We start from the raw sequence: 21,186 nt of genomic DNA, 5'->3' as shown, positions 1-21,186 counted from the left end.
CGGACGCGGGCCGTCAGATGCGGGCCGGTGTCCAGCCCTCGATGTGCCAGGGCGCGCCGACGGTCAGCGCGTGCGGGGCGCCGGAAACGGTGAGGCAGGCCTCGCGCGGGGTGCCCTGTTCGAAGGTGAGCCGCAGGGAGCCGTTGCCGGCGACCTCGGCCGTGTTGATCCGGCACAGGGCCAGTTCGCCGAGGAGTGCCAGCGGATGGCCGGGGAGCATGCTGCCCGGGCTGGCGGAGACCCTGACGTCTCCGTCGGCGGCGATGCCGACCCGGACCGAGCCGAAGAGCGGCTGCTCCAGCTTCCAGGGGGCGTCGATGACGATGCGGGCTTCGGCGTCGGTCAGCTCGTCGTGGACGGTGAGGAAGGGCGAGGCCCGGCGGCGCTCGCCCGTCTCCAGGACGAGGGTGCCTTCGATGTCCACGGGCAGGGGGGACTCCCCGCTCCCGACGGGGAACGGATCGCCGTCCACGCGCAGGCACACCGGGTCCAGGCAGTCGGGCACCGGATCCACCACGGGGCCCGGCAGCGGGGGCCGGTCGGTCACCTCGCCCCACAGCGCGGGGACGGCGTGGCGCAGCACCACGTCCGTGACCTCGTCCGCGGCGCGGGCGGCGGAGCGCTCGTCGGTGATGGTCCACCAGTGGTCGTGCGGATGGCCGAGGAGGCGGCCGATCCTGGCGTGCCAGCCGACGGGGCCGACGCGGTTGGCGCTGAGCCGGGTCCCGAGGGCCGGCCGCAGCCGTCGCAGCGCCTCGTGTTCCTCGTACGGGACCGCGCGCAGGTTCACCGTGAACCTGCACTCGGCGGCCCCGGACGAAGCGCTCCGCTGGAAGCCGAGCAGCGCGTGGTCCGGTTCGGCGGCGCGGAGCCGGTACTCCAGCCCCGAACCGGTGAAACCCGCGTCGCGCAGGGCCGGGGCGATCCGCTCGCGCAGCGTCTGGTGGAACAAGTCGGTCGCGTTCACACCCGTAGTGTCACAAGACGCGCCCTCCCCGGCCAAAACCGTCCATGCCCGGGCGGCCGCGGAGGCCGGCGCCGGCCCCTCTATCCTGCGCGGACCGCGGATCACAGCAGGTCCGCGGCGGGGAGGGGATCGAACGTGGAAACCGTGGGGCAGGGCGTCGGGGAGGTGGACGCACCGGGCGTGCGGCCGTGCCCGGAGTGCGGGACCGAGGTCACCGTGCACGCGTCGTACGTGAACTGGTGCGCGGCTTGTGACTGGAACGTGGACCCGGCTGCCCCGGATCCGGACCGCGGACGTCTGGCGAAGGTCCGGCGGCGCCTGGCCGCGCGGTACGGGGAGCAGTTGGCCGAGGAGATCGGGCGGGGCGGGACCGCGACCGAGCGGGTCGGGGCGGACGGGTCGACCGTCCTGGCCTTCGGGCTCGCCCTGCTGGTGCACGGGGTCACGGCGGGCCTGTTCCTGGCCGCGGCCGTGCTGATCATCGGCGGGTGGCACACCGGCATCCAGCCCGTGCTCGGCGTCCTGCTCCTGGTGGCCGTGGCGGTGCTGCTGCCGCGGCCGGGCCGGTCCCCGAGCGGGCCGGCGGTGCTGTACCGGGCGGACGCGCCCGGCCTCTTCGGGCTGATCGACGAGGTGGGGGCCGCCGTCGGGACGACGGGGGTGCACGCGGTGGTGGTGGACGCCTCCGTCAACGCCGGGGTCCGCACCTACGGGTACCGCGGCCGGCGCGTGATGATCCTCGGCCTCGGGCTGTGGGAGATCCTCACGCCGCAGGAGCGCGTGGCCCTGCTGGGACACGAGCTCGGGCACTTCGCGAACGGCGACGTCCGCTCCTCGTTCCTGATGCACGGGGCCCTGCGGTCCCTGGTCGAATGGCACTCCGTCCTGAGCCCGGTGAACCACGACAACATCGTGGACTGGTTCATGAACGCCCTGACGTTCCTGCCGCGCTGGGCGGTCTACGGGCTGATCCACCTGCTCGACGGCCTGACGCTGCGGGCTTCGCAGCGTGCGGAGTACCGGGCCGACACCGGCGCGGCCCGTGCCGGCTCCAGCGGGGCGGCCGTCACGCTGCTGGACCGGCTGCTGGTGAGCGACGGCGTCGAGGCACACCTGCGGCGCGAGTCGATGGTGGCGGCCCGGGCCGGCGGTGGGGCCGGGGGCCGCGAGGTGCGCGAGGCCGCCGAGCGGGAGCTGTGGGAACGGCTGGCCGCGCGGATCGACTCCGTCCCCGAGCGCGAGTACGAGCGGCTGCGCCGGGTCTCCGCCCGGCGCGGGCACAGCGTCGACGACACGCACCCGCCGACCCACCTGCGCCGGCGGTGCCTGGCCTCGGCCGACCCGCAGCCCGCCCGGGTCGTCTGCGAGGGCCCCCGGGCACAGGCGGTCGCGGCCGAGCTGGCTCCGGCCCGCGCCGTGCTGGCCCGCCGGGTGATCCGGGACTACGCCGGCTGAAGGAAAGTCCCCTACTGCGTGCAGGTCACGTAGGCCGGGAGCGGGGTCTCCTCGACGAGGCGGCGGGGCAGGGACAGCGCGAAGCGGTGTTCCAGTACGGCGAGGGTGAGGCGGTCGCGTTCCTCGTACGGTTCGTCCTCGGGGCGGGCGTAGCAGCCGTCCGGGGTGAGGATCTTGGCCTCGACCAGCTCCGGCAGGAGGAAGTCGGGCCGGTGGCCGCCGCGCCAGTGTTCCTCGCCGATGCCGAAGCAGCAGACCAGCTCGCCGTCCCGGGCGTACGCGAACTGCTTGGGCGGGTGATCGGGCTGCGGGTCGAGGTGTACGGCCTCGATCCCGCAGCGGGAGACCTCCGCGAGGCGCTGGGCCCCGGCGGGGACCCCGTGTTCCACGGCGAAGGACCAGGCGCCCCAGATCCCGACCCGGGCCACCCCGTCGCCGTCCACGGTCTCGGTGACCATGCTCCACGCGTCGATGGCCCCGAGCGGCCCGGGGCGCAGGTCCGGCAAGGCGCCGAGCCGGGCGGCCAGTTCCTCGGGGCCGATGCCCCGGGCGAAGGTGAGGCTGACGTACCAGGCGCTCCAGTCCGCCAGCCACTGGATGCCGCCGTCGCAGGCGCGGGAGCCTCCGTCCGCGCCCTGCCCCGTGATGTCCGCCATTGCCACGGTTCCTCCCGCGATCTCCACGATCCACGCGATGCGAGCCGGTCCTGCCGGCGGCGCCGGCCCTGCCGGAACCCCGGAACGGGGACCCAGGAACCGGGACCCAGGAACAGGGAACCCGGAACCAGCCCTACCGGCACGATAGTCAGTCCGCGGGGCGCTCCGGGAGGAGGCGCTCGACCATCGTGTCGATGAGCCCCTCGACCCCGTGCGGCGACCGGGGGTCCAGCAGTCCGGGCACGGTGAGGTCGTCCACGATCAGCCCGAGCATGGCCAGGTAGATCAGGACCACTCCCTGCCGGTCCCCCGGCAGCCCCGCCTCCAGGTGCCAGGCGATGTTCGCCTCCAGTTCGGCGCCCTGGAACCCGGCCAGTGCCTCCTGGAGTTCGGGCCGCCGGGTGGCCTCCAGGCGCAGTTCCAGCATCGCGGTGTGGACGCTGCGCTCGCGGCGCATGCGCTCCAGGAGCCGGCGCAGCAGCACCTTGGTGTCGAGCGGGCCCGTCAGGTCGGCCGGGTCGGGGGTCAGCCGCTCGCGGGTGCGGTGCAGGATCTGCACGAGGAGCTGGGCGCGGTGGGCGAAGTAGTTGGAGGCGGTGCCGGTCGGAACCCCGGCCTCCGTGTCCACCGCGCGCAAGGTCAGCCCCCGTGACCCCTCGCGGGCGAGGACTTCGATGGCGGCGTCGAGCAGCGCGGCGCGGCGCTCGGGGTTCTGGCGCATGGGTGGGTCCCTGACCGTGTGGACGTGGCTGCCGGTATGACCGGCGCATATGCACTGCACGTGCAGTGCTTCGGACACGCTAGCGGACACCGCCTCGTCGCGGCCCTCCCCAGCGCCCCCTCCGACGTGCCACCCTGCCCGTCATGGAGCGGATCATCGGGGAGATACGCGAGGACCTGGACCGCCGGATCGCCGTGGCCGCCGAGCGGCTGGCCGACCGGTCGCCGGACGGGGATCCGGCCTGCGCCGTCTACGTCGCCCTGCTCGGCCGGGCCGCCCTGCGCGAGCGGGTCCACCATCTGCTCCGCCAGATCGTCGACGGTCTGGTGCGCGAGGCCCGCGGCCTGCCGCCCGAGCTCGGCGACGCCCGCGCCGACGGAGAGCTCCGCGCCCGGCAGGGCCTGCCGCTCGACTCCCTGCTGCGGGTGTACCGGCTCTGCGGCCGGCTGCTGTGGCAGGTCCTGACCGAGGCCGTCGCCGCCCGGGACCGGGCGGCGCTGCCCCGGCTGCTGCCGGGGGCGCCCGCCCTGTGGGACGTGGTCGACCGGATGGCGGACGCGGCGGCCGAGTCCTACCGCCGGGCCGAGGCCGTACGCGCCGACCGCGAGCGGGAGCTGCGGGGGGCCCTGCTCGACGCCCTGTTCGACGGCGGCGGTCCGGCGGACCGGTCCGCCGAGTCGGCGCGGCGGCTCGGACTGCCGGAGCGCGGACGGTTCGCCGTGGTGGTCCTCGACGCCGGAGACGGCGCGCGGACCGCCCCGGAGGGTGGCGCCCCGCGCGTGCTGTGGCGGATCCGGGCGGACGGGGAGACGGGCCTGGTGGAGCTGGGCCCGCTGCCGCTCGCCTCCGTGACGGATCTGCTCGCGCCCCTCGGCTTACGCGCCGGGGTGAGCCCGGTGGTCCAGACGCCGGGCGAGCTGGCCGGGGCCCGCCGGCTGGCCGTCCTCGCGCTGCGCGCGGCGCCGGGAGCCGACGGTCCGCACACCGCCCTGCTGGACGAGCGGCTCCCGGCGGCGCTGGTCGCGGCCGAGCCCGAACTCGCGGGCCGGCTGCGTCACGTGGTGCTGGGGCCGGTCCTGGCACTGGCCCCGGAGGACCGCAGGGTCCTGCTGACCACCCTGGGCACCTGGCTGACCTGCCGGGGCTCGACCACGTACGCGGCGCAGCGGCTGTACTGCCACCGCAACACCGTCTCGAACCGGCTGCGCCGCCTGGAGCAGCTCACCGGCCGCTCGCTGGCCGATCCCGCGCACGTCGTGGAGCTGGCGCTGGCGCACACGGCGGTCACCCAGCGCCCGGCCGGGTCCCCGCCTCCTCCTGCCGCTCCCCCTTCCGCTCCGGCTTCGCGGACTCCAGCAGGTACGGCACGTCGATCACCGCGACCCCGGGCGTGAACAGCAGGCGCGCCTTGAGCCGCAGCGCGTTCTGGTTGTGCAGGGGCTGTTCCCACCAGTGTCCGACCACGTACTCCGGGATGACCACGGAGAGCATGTCCGTGCCCTCGGCGGCCGCCTGCTCCTGCAGGTAGGCCAGCACGGGCCCGACCACCTCGCGGTACGGGGAGTGGAGCACCTTGAGCGGGATGCCCGGGTCGTGGTCCGCCCAGTCCGCGCGCAGCCGGTTCGCGCTCTCCTCGTCGGCCGCGACCGAGACGGCCGTGAGGGTGTCGGGGCGCAGCCCCATGGCGAAGCCGAGGGCCTTGAGCGTGGGGGCGTGCACGGAAGCGACGAGGACGACGACGTGGTGGCGGGCGGGCTTGCGGGGTTTGACCCCGGGAGCGACGGCGAGTTCCCGGGACACGGTGTCGTAGTGGCGGCGTACGCCCTTCATGCCGATGAAGAGCAGCGGCATGGCGATGACGACGAGCCAGGCGCCGTGGGTGAACTTGGTGATCAGGACGATGACCAGGACCACGAAGGTCATGGTGGCGCCGACCGCGTTGATGGCGAGCCGGCGGTGGATGTGGATCCGCTCCTCCTTGCGGGTCTCCGGGGAGGCGAGCTCCTGCTTCCAGTGCTTGACCATGCCCGCCTGGGAGAGGGTGAAGGAGACGAAGACGCCGATGATGTAGAGCTGGATGAGGCGGGTCAGCTGGGCGTCGAAGGCGACGATGAGGCCGATGGCGGCGAGCGCCAGCAGGACGACGCCGTTGGAGTAGACGAGCCGGTCGCCGCGGTTGAAGAGCTGGCGGGGCACGTACCGGTCCTTGGCGAGGATCGAGGCGAGCATCGGGAACCCGTTGAAGGCGGTGTTGGCGGCGAGGATCAGCACGCCGGCCGTGACGGCCTGGAGCAGGTAGAACATGAAGTGCCAGCTGCCGAAGGTGGCCCGGCCGATCTGGGCGAGCGCGGTGGACATCGGGGTTCCGGGGGCCAGGCCCAGCTCGGTCGGGTCCGCGGCCACGTGCACTTTGTAGTTCATGGCGAGGACGGTGATCCCGGCGAACATGGTGACGGCCAGGGCGCCCATCGCGGCGAGGGTGGTCGCCGCGTTCTTGCTCTTCGGCTTCTGGAAGGCGGGGACTCCGTTGCTGATGGCCTCGACGCCCGTGAGCGCGGTACAGCCGGAGGCGAAGGCGCGCAGTGCGAGCAGGACCACCGCGAGGCCGGCGTACGTGCCCTCCGCGCTGATCGGCAGATCGGCGGATTCGGCGCGGATGGTGGATCCGGTCGCGAGCCGGTAGGCGGCCACCGCGAACATCAGGTAGATGACGAGGACGAAGCCGTAGGTGGGGACGGCGAAGACCCGGCCCGACTCCCGCACCCCGCGCAGGTTCATGAGGGTCAGCAGCACCACGAAGCCCACCGACAGGGGCACTTCGTGATCGGAGAGGGAGGGGATGGCGGAGGTGATGGCGGCGACACCGGAGACCACGGAGACGGCGACCGTCATGACGTAGTCGACGAGCAGGGCGCTCGCGGCGGTGAGGGCGGCCGTCTGGCCGAGGTTCTTGGAGCTGACGATGTAGGCGCCGCCGCCGCCCGGGTAGGCGTAGCAGGTCTGCCGGTAGGAGGCGACGACGACCACGAGCAGGAACACGATGGCGGCGGCCGCGTACCAGGCGAGGTGGAGCAGCGCGACCCCGCCGAGGGCGAGGATCAGCAGGATCTCCTCGGTGGCGTAGGCCACGGAGGAGAGCGGGTCGCTGCAGAAGATCGGGAGTGCGAGCCGCTTGGGCAGCAGGGTCTCGCCCAGGCGCGCGGTGTCGAGCGGTTCGCCGACCAGCACACGTTTCGCATTGATACGCCTCATTCAGGCATGATCAGCCAAAACGGCGGCGAATCGTCCCATATAAACCCTGTGTCATGGGGTGAACCGCCTACATTTTGGCCGCCGCGCTGCGGATCGCCTCCCGGATGCGGAAGTACGTGCCGCAGCGGCAGATGTTGGCGATCGCGTCGATGTCCTCGTCCGTGGGCGTGCTCGTCCGCTTCAGCAGGGCGACGGCCGCCATGATCTGGCCGGGCTGGCAGAAGCCGCACTGGGCGACGTCCTGTTCGAGCCAGGCCTCCTGCACCGGGTGCAGGTCCTCGCCGTCGGCCAGTCCCTCGATCGTGGTCACCGACTTCCCCGCGCACGCGGAGACCGGCACCACGCACGGGCGGACGTCCACCCCGTCGAGGTGGCTGGTGCAGGCCTTGCAGACGTCCACGCCGCAGCCGTATTTGGGGCCGCGTACGTTCAGCATGTCGCGGAGCACCCACAGCAGGGGCAGATCGTCGGGCGCGTCCACGGTGACGCTCTGCCCGTTGACGGTGAAGGTGTGCGAGGGCACGGCTTGGCTCCTGGAGGCGGACTAGCGCGGGTACGGGGTGAAGTCGACGTCGAAGTCGAGGGGGAAGCTGCGCGGCTTGGTGCCGGTGGCCCGGGCATAGGCGTTGGCGATCGCGCCCACGGCGGCGGGCAGGCCCAGCTCGCCGGCCCCGCCCGGCTCGGTCCCGGTCGCCGGGAGCACGTAGACGCGTACGTCCTTCGGGGTGTCGCGCTGCTGCGCCCAGTGGAACTGGCTGTAACTGCCTTCCAGCGGGAGCCCCTTGTCCAGGTGCAGGCCTGCCTTGAGCGTGGTGGAGATCGCGTCGGTCAGGCCGCCGATCATCTGGGCCTCCAGTCCGCGCGGGTTGACGGGCAGGCCCACGTCGACGGCGATGACCGCCTTCGTGACGCGGATGTGCTCCGGGTCCCTGGTGTCGATCTCGACCAGGCAGGCCGTGCGGGACTTGTACTCCTCGTGGAAGGCGATGCCCTGGGCGCAGCCGGCCGGCATGGCCCGGCCCCAGCCCCCTTCGGTGGCCGCCTTGTCGAGTACGGCGCGCTGGGCGGCCGTCTTCAGGAAGGTCCGGCGGAACTGGTACGGGTCCCGGCCCGTCGCGGCGGCCAGCTCGTCCACCACGATCTCCTCGGCCCCGCGGGTGTTCGCCGAGTACACCGAGCGCCAGGACCCGGTGGGGACCCCGGTCGGGACCTCGGTGAGCGCCTGGGTGGTGAGTCCGAAGTTGTACGGGGACTTGATCGTGGTGAGGAACAGGGTCTGGGCGAGGGTGGCGTTGCCGATGCCGAGCGGGAGGCTGGCGGCGGTGGCGGTGATGATCTCGCCGAGTCCGTGCCGGAAGTCGGTCTCCGCGGCGGCGACCCGGTGCTCGAAGCTGAGCACCTCGCCCAGCAGGTGCGTCGCCCGGATCTTGTGGTGGGTGGCCGGGCGCATCCGGCCGTGCCGGGTGTCGTCCACCCGGGTCCACATCAGCCGGACCGGGCGGCGGCAGGCCTTGGAGATCCGGGCCGCTTCCAGGGCGGCGTCGAAGAACAGCCGCCGGCCGAAGGAGCCGCCGGCCTGCACCACGTGGACGGTGACCTTGTCGAGGGGCAGGCCGAGGTCGGCGGCGATCGTCTCGCGGGCCACGATGGGCGATTTGAGTCCGGACCAGATCTCGGCGCGGTCGCCCCGCACGTCGGCGACGGCCGAGTTGGTCTCCATCGGCGCGTGGCTGACGAAGGCGAAGTCGAACTCGGCGTCCACGTGCGCGGTGAGCAGCGGCGGCACGAGCAGCGGCGGGGTGGCGGCGCGCAGCTTCGTGCGCACGGCCGCGTCCGAGAGCTGGTCGGCCGGGCCCGGGCCCCAGGTGACCTGGAGGGCGGCCTTGGCGTCGAGGGCCTGGCCGAAGGTCTCGGCGACGACGGCGACCCCGGTGGCGATGGTGACCACGTGCAGCACGCCGGGCATGGCCCGGACGGCGTCCAGGTTGGCCACGGAGCGGACGCTGCCGCCGAGGGTGGGAGGGCGGCGGACCACGCAGGGCTTGGCGCCGGGCACGTCCAGGTCGAGGGTGTAGCGCTGGGCCCCGGTGACCATGGCGCGGGCGTCGATCCGGCTGGTGGGCTTGCCGACCAGGGCGTGCTTCGCCGCCGGCTTGGGGGTGGCCCCGAGGACGATCAGGGCGGGGTCGGCGGCGGCCGCGGCGAGGGAGCCGTAGGACGCGGTGCGGCCGTCGGGGGCGCGGACGGCGCCGTTCGCCGTGGTCAGGGTGGACGCCGGGAGCCTCCAGCGCACGGCGGCGGCCGCGACCAGGCGGGCCCGGGCGGTGGCGGCGCACTGGCGGACCGGGCCGTAGAGGGAGCGGATGGAGTTGGAGGATCCGGTGAGCTGGTTGAAGAGCAGCTCGGGGCGGGCGTCGTCCAGTTCGACCCGTACGGCGGCCAGCGGCGCGTCCAGTTCCTCGGCGACGAGCATCGCCACGGCGGTGGTGAGGCCTTGGCCCACCTCCTCGCGCGGCAGCCGGAAGCGGATCGTTCCGTCGGCCTCCACGGCGAGCGCGAGCAGGGCGGAGGTGGGGGCGCCGGCCAGGATGAACAGGTCGCCGAGGTCGACCAGGTCGGCGGGGGCGGGCAGGGTCGGCACCACGGCGTGCGCGGGCTGAGGGGCCAGGAGGTCGGCGCCGGCGCGCGTGACGAGGGCGAGGGTGGGAGCGGCGACCAGATAGGTGAGGAAGGACCGCCGGCTCTGCCCGTCGGTCGGCGGATGGCTCTGCCCGTCGGTCGGCGCATGGCTCTGCCCGGTCATGTCGTTGTGTCCCCACCCTGCGCGCGGCCCGCCCCAGCGGACCTCCCCGGCTCATTACCGCCACGTAGAGTAGCCATCCGGGGGTGCGGTGGGAAGTCTGGATCAACTACCGGGCGGAATATCGGGCATACCGCCGGAAGCTGCCGGGAGCAGGACGGACGGCGGCCGTCGGGAGCACGGGGTCCTTCGTTCGGGGGGGGGGACAGGCCCGGTCGTGTTGATCCGGATCCCGCGCCGTCCTTCGCCGGTACGGGAGGGGCGGGTCTCGCACACCTCGGCCGTACGATCGATCGCCCTCGCCCGAAGGGCCGGTTTCCGGCCGCGGGAGGACGATGGAAGAAGGACGGCAGTGCCACACCGAACACATGGGAAGAGGTGTGCGGCAGTGACGAAGTACATGGATGTCCACCACGGCATGACCGGCATCACCGCGGAGCAGCTGAAGGCCGCCCACAAGGCCGACCTGGCCATCGAGAAGGAAGAGCGCGTGCACTTCGAGCGCGCCTGGGCCGACCCCGCGTCCGGCACCGTCTACTGCCTCTCCGAGGCGCCCTCGGCGGAGGCGGTCCAGCGCATTCACGAGCGCACGGGGCACCCCGCCAGCGAGATCCACCCGGTACCGCTCACCGTGTGACGACCCGGGAAACGCAAGGGAAAGGCAAGGGTCGGCGGGGATCGCCCGCCGGCCCGTCGGCATGGGCTGACCGGATTCGTTCGCACGCTCCAGGAGGGCCGAAAGGCCTCAGGCATATGCCCGATGCAAGTCCTCCACGGATGTTGCCAAACGCCTTACAGGCCGTCGCAGGCTGTGCAACAGTCGTTACCGGCCCCTTCCTTCAGAACCGGTCCCTCCTCAGACTTGGCCGTGCCGCGCCTGTATCGGAGTTCAGATGCCGTCCCACCTGTACGCGGACCGCCCCGCGCAACCCCCAGAGCCAGGGTCGGTGGACGCGCTGATCTCGCAGACCCGGCAGCTCCGGGGCGAAGTCGACGCCGTCCGCCGCGACACCGTCGTCGACGACGACGACGCACAGGGCCGCTGGCAACGCGCACTGTGCGATCTCGCCGTCCACCACCTCGACGACCTCCGCGCACACCTGGGCCAGCTCAAGGAAGGGCTGCCGCCCGCCTCGCCCGAGTCGGCCGCGCTGCCGCAGGCCGCCCCCGAGACGGGGGCCGAGGCCCAGCAGACGAGGGTCGGCAGTGCCGAGTGGAACCTGCTGACCGATGAGGTCAGTTGGTCCGACGAGCTCTTCCAGATCTTCGGCCGCTCCCCCGAGGCCGGCGCGCTCCCCCTCGACGAACTGGGATCCACCCTGTTCTCCGAGGACCAGCCGCTGCTGACCGCGATGGTGACGGCCTGTCTGGTGGACGGCAAGCCGATCGACGGCGAGTTCCGCATCGTCCGGGCCGACGGCCGGGTCAGGACGCTGCACATGAGGGGCGAGCCGGTACTCGACTCCGACGGTTGCACGGCCACCATGTGGGCCGTGCTGCGGGACGTGAGTGAACTGCGCCGGAGCCAGCGGGCGGTGCGTGAGTCCAGGGACTCGCTGCAGCGCCGGCAGGAGATCGCGCAGACCGAGCGCCGGCTGGCGGTCGAGCTGCAGGAAGCCGTGCTCCCCCCGTGGCGCGGCTCCCTGCGGTTCCCGCACGACAACACCAGGGCGCTGGACGTCGCGGCGCACTACCTGCCCTCCGCGACCAGCGCGCTCATCGGCGGCGACTGGTACGACGCCCTCGAACTCCCCGGCGGGGATTCCATGCTGACGGTGGGTGACCTCACCGGCCACGGGGTGACCGCGACCTCCGGCATGGCGATGATGCTCGGCGCCCTGCGCGGGATGGCCATGGCCGGCATCGAGCCGGGCCCCCTGATGGGCTGGCTCAACCAGCTCCTGGAAACCTCCGTCCAGCCCGCGCTGGGATCCGCGGTGTGCTGCCGCTACGATCCCGCCCGCCGGGTGCTGTCCTGGGCCCAGGCAGGTCACCCCGCCCCGCTGCTGTTCCGGCGCGGCCAGGGTCGTTCCCTCCTGCCGCCCGAGGGCGTCCTGCTGGGAGCCACCTCCGGAGCCGCGTACGGCCAGGCCGAGGAGCGGCTGGAGATCGGCGACGTGCTCGTCCTGCACACCGACGGACTGACGCCGCGCAGCATCGAGTTCAGCAAGGCCGACGGGACCGAGCGGCTGCTGGCGCTGGCACCGCACTTCTCCGCCGCCCGGTCCGCGCAGGACTGCGTGCGCCTGGTGATCGGGGAGTTCGGCGAGGGCGAGCGCGAGGACGACGCCTGCGTACTGGTGGCCCGGATCGGCTCGTAGCGAGGTACGAGAGGCGGGCGGCTCGTAGCGAGCCGCGGGTGATTCGAGGGACTCGGGGCCGCGCCGGAAGGCGCGGCCTTTCTCGTCCCCGACCCCTCTCGTCCTCGGACCCGGGCGGTCACCCGTCTCAAACCGACCGCGCCACTGGGCTGTTCGGCAGGGCCAGCTTGATCTCCTCGCGGAGCTCCTCGATGCCGGCGAAACCGGAGTACTGGCCCGTCAGCCGGTACATCTCGCGCAGCCGGTCCCACGTCCGGTGCGAGGAGGTCTCGTTCATCGAGACCAGCGCCAGCCGGGCGTATCGGTCGGCCTGCTCCGGGTCGTCGGCGATGAAGCAGGCGGACGCCATCGAGATGTAGTCGAAGATCATCGAGCGCTGGTGGCCGTCGGCCCGCAGCCGCAGGGCCTCCCTCGCGTGCTGCTGCGCGATGGTCGCCGCCGAGGGATCGTGGTCGGCGAGGGTGCGGAAGGCCAGTGCCTGCATGCCGTGCAGATCGGCCTCGTCGAAGTGCTGCATCCAGGAGGGCGGCGGCACGTCGCCCGAGGTGGACACGAACAGGTCCTCGGCCTCGCCCAGGGTGCGGCGCATGGCCTGCCCCTTGCCGAGCGCGGCCTGCGCCCAGGCCTCGATGGTGTGGAGCATGGCGCGGGTGCGGGGCAGCGTCTGCTCGCCGGAGCCGGACTGTGCCAGCTTCATCAGGTCGAGGGCCTCGTTCGGCTTGCCCAGGTGGACCATCTGGCGGGCCGCGCGGGACAGCGCCTCCCCCGCGCGCGGCCGGTCGCCGCCCTCGCGGGCCGCGTGCGCGGCGATGACGAAGTACTTCTGCGCGGTGGGCTCCAGGCCCACGTCGTGGGACATCCAGCCCGCCAGGACGGCCAGGTTGGCCGCCACCCCCCAGAGCCTGCGCTGGAGGTGGTCGGGGTGGTGGTACGCGAGCATGCCGCCCACCTCGTTGAGCTGTCCGACCACGGCCTTGCGCTGGAGGCCGCCGCCTCTGGAGGCGTCCCAGGCGCGGAAGACGTCCACCGAGCGTTCCAGGGCCTCGATCTCCTGGGAGCCGATGGGCGCGGCCTCGTAGCGGTCGTAGCCCGCCGAGTCGGCCTGGAAGGCATCGGTGTGGCGGTGCGCGTCCTTCGCGCGGGCGGGGTCGGTGTGGAGCCAGTCGTGCATGGCGTTGCCGATGGCGGAGCCGGCGGTGAGCACGGCACCCGCGCTCATCAGACCGCGACGGTTGAGCATGAGGTCCATTCCCGTGAATTCGGTGAGGACCGCGGCTGTGCGTTCGGGCGCCCAGGGCATTCCGTCGGGGTTCTCCTGCTCCCCGTCCTGCTGTCCTTTGGCGGTGCGCCGTTGTCGTACGAACCCGAGGTCCTCGATGGTCACGACACGACCGAGCCGCTCGGTGAACAGTGCTGCCAGTACCGTGGGCACCGGTTCGCGCGGGGTCTCCCCCATGTCGATCCAGCGCCGCACCCGCGAGGTGTCGGTGGCCAGCTGGTGATGGCCCATCGAGGCCGCCTGCCGGTTGACCATCCTCGCCAGTTCGCCCTTCGACCAGCCGGCCAGGCCGAACAGGTCGTTCAGACGGGTGTTTGGACCTTTGCTCACGTCAAGCCCCCAGGTTCTCGGCTGAGTTGACAGTAACCCCCCGTCAGATGCCGAGCGACTATTCGCCAGGGTTCGCCAGGGCACGCAATGTGGTCCGCCACCCACGCCGGGGTGTCAGGTAGGAATGCGCCTCCCCGACCCGGTCACCGGCGGAACTCCCCAGGGCGATGCAGGGGATCCGGCGGGGCGGCGTACGCAACTCGTCGGCGCACGAAGGGATCCGTAACGCCATGTACGTATCAACGTCCTCCGTGTCCGCCCCGGTCCGGCCGCACCGCACGCTCCCCGCGGGCGGCGGCCCCTACCTCGAACCCGGCCGCTCCGCGGCCCCGGCGCCGGGCGCCGTTCGGGCGCGGCGGATGCCGGGTATCGGATCGCAGCCGCTCAGCGGAAGAATCGACCTGTCGGGGCCCCAAGGGGCGCAGTTGCGCACCGCACTCGCCTCCGTGCAGCGCATCTGTCCCGAGTTCGCGCCGGTCCAGGTACTGCGCCGCAGCGGCCGGTCGGTCCTGTTGGTGGGAACCACCGGACGGATGACGGCCGTCGCGAAGGTTTTACTGGATCACTCGCCCGAGTGGCGCGAGCGGTACCGGCACGAAATAGCGACGTACCGGACGTTCGTCCGGCACCGCCCGCAGGTCCGGGTGCCCCGGCTGATCGCCGCCGATCCGGAGAACTGCGTACTGATCGTCGAGCGGATGGCCGGCCGGGTCGCCGCGCTCCAGCGGCATCCGGTGGAGGCCCCTCCGCGGGCCGACCTGCGGGCGGCGCTGGGAGCGGTGCGCCAGGTGAACGGCTGGCGGCCCGCCGACGAGCTGTTCGGACGGCCGCTGGACTACGACCGGCGGATCGCCCGGGACTACCAGCTGGGCCTGCTGACCGACCGTGACTTCGGCGATCTGCAGAAGCTGCTGCACGGCGTGAAGATGTCGGGCAACCCCTGGCAGTTCAACCACGGCGACGCGCTGCTGTCGAACCTGCTGCTGTCCCCGACGGGTCCCGTGCTCCTCGACTGGGAGCACGCGGGCTGGTACCGGCCGGGCTACGACCTGGCCACCCTGTGGACGGTACTGGGCGACGCCCCCGCCGCACGCGCCCAGATCAGCCGCCTGGCCCAGGCGGCCGGACCGGCCGCGCGGGACGCGTTCCTGGTCAACCTGATGCTGGTGCTGACCCGGGAGATCCGGATGTCGGAGACGGCCGTGCAGCGCTCGATGCTGGCGACCACCCCGACCCAGGCACCGCCGGCGGGATCCCTGTCCTCGGGCGAGGAGCAGCGCCTGCTGCTGCGCCGCCTGCACGACGACGCGGGCATGGCCCGCAGGGCGGTCCGAGCGGCGGTGGGCACGCGCTGACCTTCGGCGCCCGATGGTCGCGGTGGACCAGTGGCCCGGTGGGCTCCTGGCCCACCGGGCCACTGGTCCACCGGGCCCCTGGTCCCCCGGCTCCGTAGTCCCGCGGCTCGTCCGGCCGCGGACTACGGCGTGTTGCACACTGGTGTTCGCTCCGGCGCACGCCGGAACGAACAGGGGAGGAAAACATGCGCATACGCAATCTGGCGGCCGCCGTCACCCTGACGGCAGGGCTCGTGGCGACCGGTGCCGGGGCCGGGGCGGCGATGGCGGCGGACGAATCCGTGCGAGCGATCGCGGGCCCCACCCCTTACGCCAACTACGCCCCGGCGGCCGACGGGAACGGAGCCGCTCGCACGGCGGACTTCACGCCCAACCGGTGACCTGACCCGGGCCCGGCGGCCCGACCCCCCGAAATCCCGTGGTGCGCACATCCGGTGCGTACGCCACGGGATTTCGCATGTCCGCTCCGGATGTGCGACTGGCGCGTATGCCTTGACTTCACATGATCCCCCGAAGACCTTTTCTGACTCAGCATCAGAATGCTGGATCCATCCCCTCCCCCCTCTCCGCTGGAGCCTGCCCATGACCGCGAGAACCGCCTCCTCAGCGAGTCGCGAACCAAGCGATGCCCTCCCCTCCCGCCGGACGGTCCTCGCCGGGACCGGCGCCGGGGTACTCGCCGCCACCGTGCTGCCGGCTGCCGGCGCGCACGCCGCGGACGGGCCCGCGCTCGGCGAGTACGACGTCGTCGTGGTCGGCTCCGGAGCGGCCGGAATGACCGCCGCGCTCACCGCGGCCAAGCGGGGCCTGAGCGTGCTCGTGGTCGAGAAGGCCCCGACCTTCGGCGGTTCGGCCGCCCGGTCCGGCGCCGGGATCTGGCTGCCCAACAACTCGGTGATTTTGGGAGCGGGCGTCCCGGACACTCCGGCGAAGGCGGCGCAGTACCTGGCGGCCGTCGTCGGCAACGGCTCCTCCGCGGACCGGCAGGCGGCCTTCCTCGCCAACGGGCCCCGGATGCTGGACTTCGTGATGGCCAGCAGCCCGCTGCGCTTCCGCTTCATGGACGGCTACAGCGACTACTACCCGAACCTCCCCGGCGGGCTCCCCAACGGCCGCTCCATCGAGCCGGACCAGATCGACGGGAACATACTCGGTGCCGAGCTGGCCCACCTGAACCCGGCGTACATGCCCGTGCCCGCCGGCATGGTGGTGTTCAGCCAGGACTACAAGTGGCTCAACCTCGCCGCAGTCAGCGCGAAGGGACTCGCGGTGTCCACCGAATGCCTGGCGCGCGGTACGGCGGCCGCGCTGTGCGGGCAGAAGCCGCTGACCATGGGCCAGGCCCTGGCGACCGGCCTGCGGGCCGGACTGCTGCAGGCCGGGGTCCCCGTATGGCTGAACAGCCCGCTCGTCGACCTGGTCCAGGAGGGCGGCGCGGTCACCGGCGTCGTGGTGGAGAAGGCGGGCGTACGGGGCGTGGTGCGGGCCCGCAAGGGCGTGGTCATCGGCTCGGGCGGATTCGAGCACAACGCGGAGATGCGGGCCCAGTACCAGCAGCAGCCGGTCGGCACCCAGTGGTCGGTCGGCGCGAAGGAGAACACGGGCGACGGGATCCGCGCGGGCCAACGGGCCGGTGCGGCGCTCGCGTTGATGGACGACGCCTGGTGGGGTCCGTCCATCCCGCTCCCCAACGAACCGTACTTCTGCCTGGCCGAACGGACCCTGCCCGGGGGCCTGATGGTCAACGGAAAGGGCACCCGCTTCGTCAACGAGGCCGCCCCGTACAGCGATGTGGTGCACGTGATGTACGAGAAGGACCGGAACGCCACCGGCTCGCACATCCCGGCCTGGCTGATCGTCGATCAGAACTACCGCAACAAGTACCTGTTCAAGGACATCCTGCCGACGCTCGTCTTCCCCGACTCCTGGTACCAGGTGGGCGCCGCGAAGAAGGCATGGACCTGGGACGCCCTGGCCAACCAGATCGGGGTGCCGGCGGCCGCCCTGCGCTCGACGCTCAACCGGTTCAACGGCCAGGCGTGGAACGGCACCGACCCCGACTTCCACCGGGGCGACACCGCGTACGACCACTACTACACGGACCCGGGCGTGACGCCGAACTCCTGTCTGGCCCCGATCTGGGCGCCGCCGTTCTACGCCTTCAAGATCGTGCCGGGCGACCTGGGCACGAAGGGCGGCATCGTCACGGACGCGCGGGCCCGCGCGCTGCGCGCGGACGGATCGGTGATCCGGGGCCTGTGGGCGGCGGGCAACGCGAGTGCGGCCGTGATGGGGCACAGCTACGCGGGGGCCGGGTCGACGATCGGTCCCGCGATGACCTTCGGCTACGTGGCCGCCAACGACATCGCGGACGCGTGACGGCCGCGGCCGACGCCGCGGCTACGGCCGGCCCCGCCGGCTAGCCCTGCTGGAAGAGCTCTGCCGGGAGCGGCTTCAGCAGCGCGTAGAGATCGTCCGTGATCGGCCGGTCCCAGCTCGCGATGGTGACCAGCACGTTGTCACTGCGGTCGAACTGCACGCAGCTGATCCGGCTCTCGGAGAGCTTGACCTTGCGGACGATGAGGAGGTTGTCGCCCTGCATGACGGGGCAGTCCTCGGCACCGGTGACCTCGACGTCCTCGTCGTTCTCGAGGGCGTCGAGGAGCTGGGCCACCTCGAAGGGGACCTGGCCCTCGGAGAGGTCGCGCGCGGGGGAACCCTCGGGGAGGTTTCCGATGATCATCGCGGGGCCGCGTCCGCCGAACAGGTCGTAGCGGAGGAAGACACCCTGGCAGCTGCCGTCGGGCGCGGGCAGCAGCCCGGCCCCGAGATTGCCCGGCCAGTCCCCCGGGTCCATGGCCAGGACGTCGAAGTCCGGGCCGGCGGGTGTGGCGGCGCGGTGGCGGCGGAGGAAGGACATGCCGCCATGGTACGTGCCCTGCCGCGTCCCGCGGCCCTCCACCCCCGACCCGGCCCCCCGTGCCCCGGCTCCGGCTGCACCGCTGCGCGGGCCGAAGTCCCCTACCCGCCCTTCCACCGTTCCCCGGGCTCCGCCCGGACCCCTGCCGCGTGCGGCGCCGTTTCCGGGGGCCAGCCCCCGGACCCCCGCGCCTCAAACGCCGGCGAGGCTGGGTTCTTCCAGCCCCTCCGGCGTTTGAGGAGCGGGGTCCGGGGCGGAGCCCCGGGGAACGGGCGAAGGGCGGGGAGGGGATCTCGCCCCGCAGGGCCCTCCCCAGCCCCGCCGGGCCCGTCAGCGCACCGGGGGTCCGGGGCTCCGGTCAGTGCACGGGGGCCGGGCCGGAGTCGGCCACGGGGAGGCACGGGAAGGTGCCGCCGCAGGCGAGGAGGGCGTTCGTGACGGTGGCCACCAGCCCGTCCGCCCCACAGGCCCGGGCCGCCAGGACCGCCCGGAGCAGGAGCTCCGTATCCCCCCGCTCCTCCCCCAGCGCGGCCAGCGCGAGCGCCAGCTCATAGGCCGCCGGCGAAGCCGACAGGACCGACACCGCCTCCTCCAGGAGGGCCCGGCGGTCCTGCGGCGCAGCCACCTCCGCTGCCACCCGCAGGGCCTGGCCGATGCCGGACGCGGCCCCGAAGGCGCGGGCCCTGCGTACGGCCTCCTCCGCCAGCTCCCGCGCCCGCGCAGGGTCCTCCGCGGAGACCGCGCGGGCCAGGTGGAGCCGCCAGGGGCACCAGGACGGGTTCTGGATCCCCCGGGGGGTCAGCCGCCGGTCCACCGCCTCCAGCTCCGCCGCGGCGGCCTTCGCCTGGCCTCGGGCCAGCAGCAGTTCCGCGTAGACGGTTTGGGAGTCGGGGAAGACGACCGCCGCGGGGAAGGGCTCCCCGTACTCGTGCTCGCGGACCAGTTCCCAGGCCTCGTCCGCCCGGCCCCGCGCCAGCAGCGTGGTGACGAGGATCGCGATGGCGTACCAGTGCACGGGCGTACGCCGCCCGACGCGCTCGGCGAGACGGAGCCCGGCCCGCGCCAGCTCCTCCGCCTCGGCGAGGCGCCCCCGGCGGTAGCGGATGTAGGCGCGCAGGCTGTAGGCGAAGGACAGGTGCGCGCCGCGCCAGCCCTGCCGCTCGAACTCGGCGGTGCCGGCTTCGAACAGTTCCTCGGCCCGCTCCGGCCGGTCCGCGTACATGTGCACCATCGCGACGAGCACCGGGACCTCGAAGCCCCGGTCCGCGTAGGCCCAGCTGAACTCGGTTTCCAGGACCCGCCCGGCATGGTGGAGGACCACGTCGACGGGCTCCCCGCGCAGGCAGGCGTCCCAGGCGCGCAGCCCGATGACGTACCGCTCGGTGAGGTCGCGCCCGGCCAGCCGGTCCGCGAGCTTCGCGAGCCGCCGGGAGCGCGCCGGGGAGTCCGGCTCGGCGGCGTTGAAGGCGTCCCACATGAACTGCTCGGACTGCAGGCGCAGTCGGCCGCGCAGGTCCTGGGTGTGGGGGATCTCCCGCGCGAGGCATTCCGAGGCCTCGGCGAGGCGGTCGCTGTGCGACAGGACCTGGGCCAGCCGGATGACGATGCCCTGGCGCAGCGCCGGGTCCTCGAAGGGCTCCGCGAGGGCGGCGCGCAGGTGGTTGACGGTGTTGGCGGGCTCGGTGAGCAGGGAGGCGCAGCCCAGTTCGTACAGGACGGCCGCCCGCTCGTCGAAGTCCGGGGGTTCGCGCAGGGCCCGTGCGAGCTGGCGGCGGGCGGCTTCGGGGGCGCCGGCCCGGAGGTTCTCGCCGGCCGCCTCGCGCAGGGTGCGCACCACCCAGGGGTCGTTCTCGGGGTGGGTCTCCAGCAGGTGGCGGGCGGCGGCGGAGGGCCCGAGTCCCGCGTCGACGACGGCCGCTGCGGCCTTTCCGTGCAGGGCGACGCGCAGGGCGTCGGGGATCGCGCGGTATATGGCGGTGGCGATGAGGGGGTGTACGAACTCCAGCCCGGCCTCGTCGGCTTCCCCGGCCGCGGCTTCCTCGGCGGCGGCCGACAGGATGCGGGCGTCGCGCAGCCGCCCGGTGGCGTCGACGGCTTCCTCGGTGCCGAGTCCGGCGACGCGGGCGGCGAGTTCCCGGGGGATGTCGGTGCCGAGGACGGCGCAGGCCCAGGCGAAGCGGACGGTGGAGGGGCCGAGGCTGTGCAGGCGGGCGACGAGGCCGCTGCCGCGCTGGGCGGCGGCGAGGTCGCGCAGGAGCGGAGCGCTGGCTTCGACGGGGGCGAGCCCCTTGTCCCGGACCTTCGCGGTGAGCTCGACGGCTTCGAAGGGGTTGCCGGTGGTGACGGCCCACGCCTCGCGGCAGAACGCCTCGTCGGCGTGTTCCCCGACGGCTTCGCGGACCAGGCCGGAGACGGCCTCGGCGGTGAGCGGTGCGAGGCTCAGCGGCCGGTGTCCCGCGCGGCCGGGCAGCGTACGGAAGGCTTCGGCGTGCGCGGGCAGTTCGTCGGGGCGGTAGGCGACGACGAGGAGGAGCGGGAGGTGTTCGGCGCGCGGGGCGAAGGCGGCGAGCCAGGAGAGGGATTCGGGGTCGGCCCAGTGGGCGTCGTCCAGGACCAGGGCGACGGGGGCGCGCTGCACCACGAGGTGGGTGAGGACCCAGTCGAGTCCGTCGCGCAGGCCCTGGGGGTCGGGCGGGGCGCCCTGTTCGGCCGCGCAGAGGCCGAGGGCGGGGCCGACGATGGAGTACCAGCTGCCGAGGGCCTCGCGCAGTTCCGCGTCGGAGGTGCCGGCGAGCTGGGGCTGGATGAGCTGGCGGGCGACGTGGAAGGGCTGGCTCTGCTCCTGTTCGCCGCCGCGGGCCGCGAGGACGGTGCAGGCCTTGGTGTGGGCGCGGCGGCGGACTTCGCCGAGGAGCGTGGTCTTGCCGAGGCCTGCGGGTCCGGAGAAGGCCAGCAGGGCTCCGCCGGCGTCGGGGCCCGGGTCGGTGAGCTGCTCCAGGGCTTCGTCGACGGCGGTGAGTTCCGTGTCGCGTTCGAACATCGTGCGCCGTTTGCGGGTCCGGCGTTCCGTCATGGCTGGTACCCCCCAGGCCTGTTCGGGGGTTCAGCGTACGCCCGCGTACGCGCCCGG

General features: G+C 73.2%; 16 protein-coding genes. 7 read left to right on the top strand and 9 right to left on the bottom strand.

Annotation, left to right across the window (positions count from 1 at the left end; all coding sequences use genetic code 11):
* Nucleotides 1–13: 13 nt before the first annotated feature.
* Nucleotides 14–967 carry a DUF4304 domain-containing protein gene (locus OG276_RS34445; protein WP_266911491.1) on the bottom strand — a complete coding sequence of 318 codons (954 nt, stop codon included), beginning with the start codon at nt 965–967 and terminating at the stop codon, nt 14–16.
* 135 nt (nt 968–1,102) lie between these two features.
* Here OG276_RS34445 and OG276_RS34440 point away from each other — a divergent pair, with 135 nt between their 5' ends.
* Complete coding sequence (locus OG276_RS34440) at nt 1,103–2,422, top strand: M48 family metallopeptidase (RefSeq protein ID WP_266911490.1); 1,320 nt, start codon at nt 1,103–1,105, stop codon at nt 2,420–2,422.
* Nucleotides 2,423–2,433: 11 nt separating this feature from the next.
* Here the strand turns inward: OG276_RS34440 and OG276_RS34435 are convergent, their stop codons facing one another.
* Entirely contained in the window at nt 2,434–3,078 is a 645-nt protein-coding gene (locus OG276_RS34435; RefSeq protein WP_266911489.1) for a DUF6461 domain-containing protein, read from the bottom strand.
* Between the two features lie 148 nt (nt 3,079–3,226).
* The gene (locus tag OG276_RS34430; RefSeq protein WP_266911487.1) at nt 3,227–3,799 is read right to left on the bottom strand and encodes a TetR/AcrR family transcriptional regulator; all 573 of its coding nucleotides are present in this window, start codon (nt 3,797–3,799) and stop codon (nt 3,227–3,229) included.
* A gap of 143 nt (nt 3,800–3,942) precedes the next feature.
* On the opposite strand from OG276_RS34430, the gene OG276_RS34425 reads away from it, so the two are divergent.
* Nucleotides 3,943–5,193: a CdaR family transcriptional regulator gene (locus OG276_RS34425; protein WP_266911485.1), complete on the top strand. Its 1,251-nt coding sequence runs from the start codon at nt 3,943–3,945 to the stop codon at nt 5,191–5,193.
* On the opposite strand, the gene OG276_RS34420 is transcribed toward OG276_RS34425, so the two are convergent.
* The 3 genes from OG276_RS34420 to OG276_RS34410 form a co-directional block, all read right to left on the bottom strand.
* Entirely contained in the window at nt 5,084–7,051 is a 1,968-nt protein-coding gene (locus OG276_RS34420; protein WP_266911483.1) for an APC family permease, read from the bottom strand. The genes OG276_RS34425 and OG276_RS34420 overlap by 110 nt on opposite strands.
* A gap of 67 nt (nt 7,052–7,118) precedes the next feature.
* The gene (locus OG276_RS34415) at nt 7,119–7,574 is read right to left on the bottom strand and encodes a (2Fe-2S)-binding protein (RefSeq protein ID WP_266875757.1); all 456 of its coding nucleotides are present in this window, start codon (nt 7,572–7,574) and stop codon (nt 7,119–7,121) included.
* Nucleotides 7,575–7,595: 21 nt separating this feature from the next.
* Nucleotides 7,596–9,854 (bottom strand): xanthine dehydrogenase family protein molybdopterin-binding subunit, encoded by a 2,259-nt coding sequence (locus tag OG276_RS34410; protein ID WP_266911480.1) that lies wholly within the window; start codon nt 9,852–9,854, stop codon nt 7,596–7,598.
* Nucleotides 9,855–10,239: 385 nt separating this feature from the next.
* Between OG276_RS34410 and OG276_RS34405 the strand changes: the two genes are divergently transcribed.
* Nucleotides 10,240–10,488 carry an SCO4226 family nickel-binding protein gene (locus OG276_RS34405; RefSeq protein ID WP_266911478.1) on the top strand — a complete coding sequence of 83 codons (249 nt, stop codon included), beginning with the start codon at nt 10,240–10,242 and terminating at the stop codon, nt 10,486–10,488.
* A gap of 256 nt (nt 10,489–10,744) precedes the next feature.
* On the top strand, nt 10,745–12,172 hold the full coding sequence (locus OG276_RS34400; protein ID WP_266911476.1) for a PP2C family protein-serine/threonine phosphatase: 1,428 nt from the start codon (nt 10,745–10,747) through the stop codon (nt 12,170–12,172).
* 127 nt (nt 12,173–12,299) lie between these two features.
* Here the strand turns inward: OG276_RS34400 and OG276_RS34395 are convergent, their stop codons facing one another.
* Nucleotides 12,300–13,781: a hypothetical protein gene (locus OG276_RS34395; protein ID WP_266911474.1), complete on the bottom strand. Its 1,482-nt coding sequence runs from the start codon at nt 13,779–13,781 to the stop codon at nt 12,300–12,302.
* Between the two features lie 230 nt (nt 13,782–14,011).
* Here OG276_RS34395 and OG276_RS34390 point away from each other — a divergent pair, with 230 nt between their 5' ends.
* From OG276_RS34390 to kstD, 3 genes are all read left to right on the top strand, one after another.
* Entirely contained in the window at nt 14,012–15,136 is a 1,125-nt protein-coding gene (locus OG276_RS34390) for an aminoglycoside phosphotransferase family protein (RefSeq protein ID WP_266911472.1), read from the top strand.
* Between the two features lie 185 nt (nt 15,137–15,321).
* Nucleotides 15,322–15,516 carry a hypothetical protein gene (locus tag OG276_RS34385; protein WP_266911470.1) on the top strand — a complete coding sequence of 65 codons (195 nt, stop codon included), beginning with the start codon at nt 15,322–15,324 and terminating at the stop codon, nt 15,514–15,516.
* Nucleotides 15,517–15,718: 202 nt separating this feature from the next.
* Nucleotides 15,719–17,515, top strand: coding sequence for a 3-oxosteroid 1-dehydrogenase (kstD, locus tag OG276_RS34380; protein WP_323182389.1), 1,797 nt, complete (start codon nt 15,719–15,721; stop codon nt 17,513–17,515).
* Between the two features lie 40 nt (nt 17,516–17,555).
* Here the strand turns inward: kstD and OG276_RS34375 are convergent, their stop codons facing one another.
* Together OG276_RS34375 and OG276_RS34370 are read right to left on the bottom strand one after the other, a co-directional pair.
* On the bottom strand, nt 17,556–18,056 hold the full coding sequence (locus tag OG276_RS34375; RefSeq protein WP_266911468.1) for a hypothetical protein: 501 nt from the start codon (nt 18,054–18,056) through the stop codon (nt 17,556–17,558).
* A gap of 358 nt (nt 18,057–18,414) precedes the next feature.
* Nucleotides 18,415–21,129 (bottom strand): AAA family ATPase, encoded by a 2,715-nt coding sequence (locus tag OG276_RS34370; RefSeq protein ID WP_266911466.1) that lies wholly within the window; start codon nt 21,127–21,129, stop codon nt 18,415–18,417.
* Between the last annotated feature and the right edge of the window lie 57 nt (nt 21,130–21,186).

This window comes from Streptomyces sp. NBC_00086, assembly GCF_026343255.1.
Taxonomy (GTDB): domain Bacteria; phylum Actinomycetota; class Actinomycetes; order Streptomycetales; family Streptomycetaceae; genus Streptomyces.
Note: the sequence above shows the minus strand (reverse complement) of the source record. Positions and strands in the feature narration are given on the sequence as shown.

Bases quoted from the DNA above. Each gene is read 5' to 3' on its own strand.
- OG276_RS34435 (WP_266911489.1), bottom strand. From the start codon at position 3,078: ATGGCGGACATCACGGGGCAGGGCGCGGACGGAGGCTCCCGCGCCTGC.
- OG276_RS34430 (WP_266911487.1), bottom strand. From the start codon at position 3,799: ATGCGCCAGAACCCCGAGCGCCGCGCCGCGCTGCTCGACGCCGCCATC.
- OG276_RS34425 (WP_266911485.1), top strand. From the start codon at position 3,943: ATGGAGCGGATCATCGGGGAGATACGCGAGGACCTGGACCGCCGGATC.
- OG276_RS34420 (WP_266911483.1), bottom strand. From the start codon at position 7,051: ATGAGGCGTATCAATGCGAAACGTGTGCTGGTCGGCGAACCGCTCGAC.
- OG276_RS34410 (WP_266911480.1), bottom strand. From the start codon at position 9,854: ATGACCGGGCAGAGCCATGCGCCGACCGACGGGCAGAGCCATCCGCCG.
- OG276_RS34400 (WP_266911476.1), top strand. From the start codon at position 10,745: ATGCCGTCCCACCTGTACGCGGACCGCCCCGCGCAACCCCCAGAGCCA.
- OG276_RS34390 (WP_266911472.1), top strand. From the start codon at position 14,012: ATGTACGTATCAACGTCCTCCGTGTCCGCCCCGGTCCGGCCGCACCGC.
- OG276_RS34385 (WP_266911470.1), top strand. From the start codon at position 15,322: ATGCGCATACGCAATCTGGCGGCCGCCGTCACCCTGACGGCAGGGCTC.
- kstD (WP_323182389.1), top strand. From the start codon at position 15,719: ATGACCGCGAGAACCGCCTCCTCAGCGAGTCGCGAACCAAGCGATGCC.
- OG276_RS34375 (WP_266911468.1), bottom strand. From the start codon at position 18,056: ATGTCCTTCCTCCGCCGCCACCGCGCCGCCACACCCGCCGGCCCGGAC.
- OG276_RS34370 (WP_266911466.1), bottom strand. From the start codon at position 21,129: ATGACGGAACGCCGGACCCGCAAACGGCGCACGATGTTCGAACGCGAC.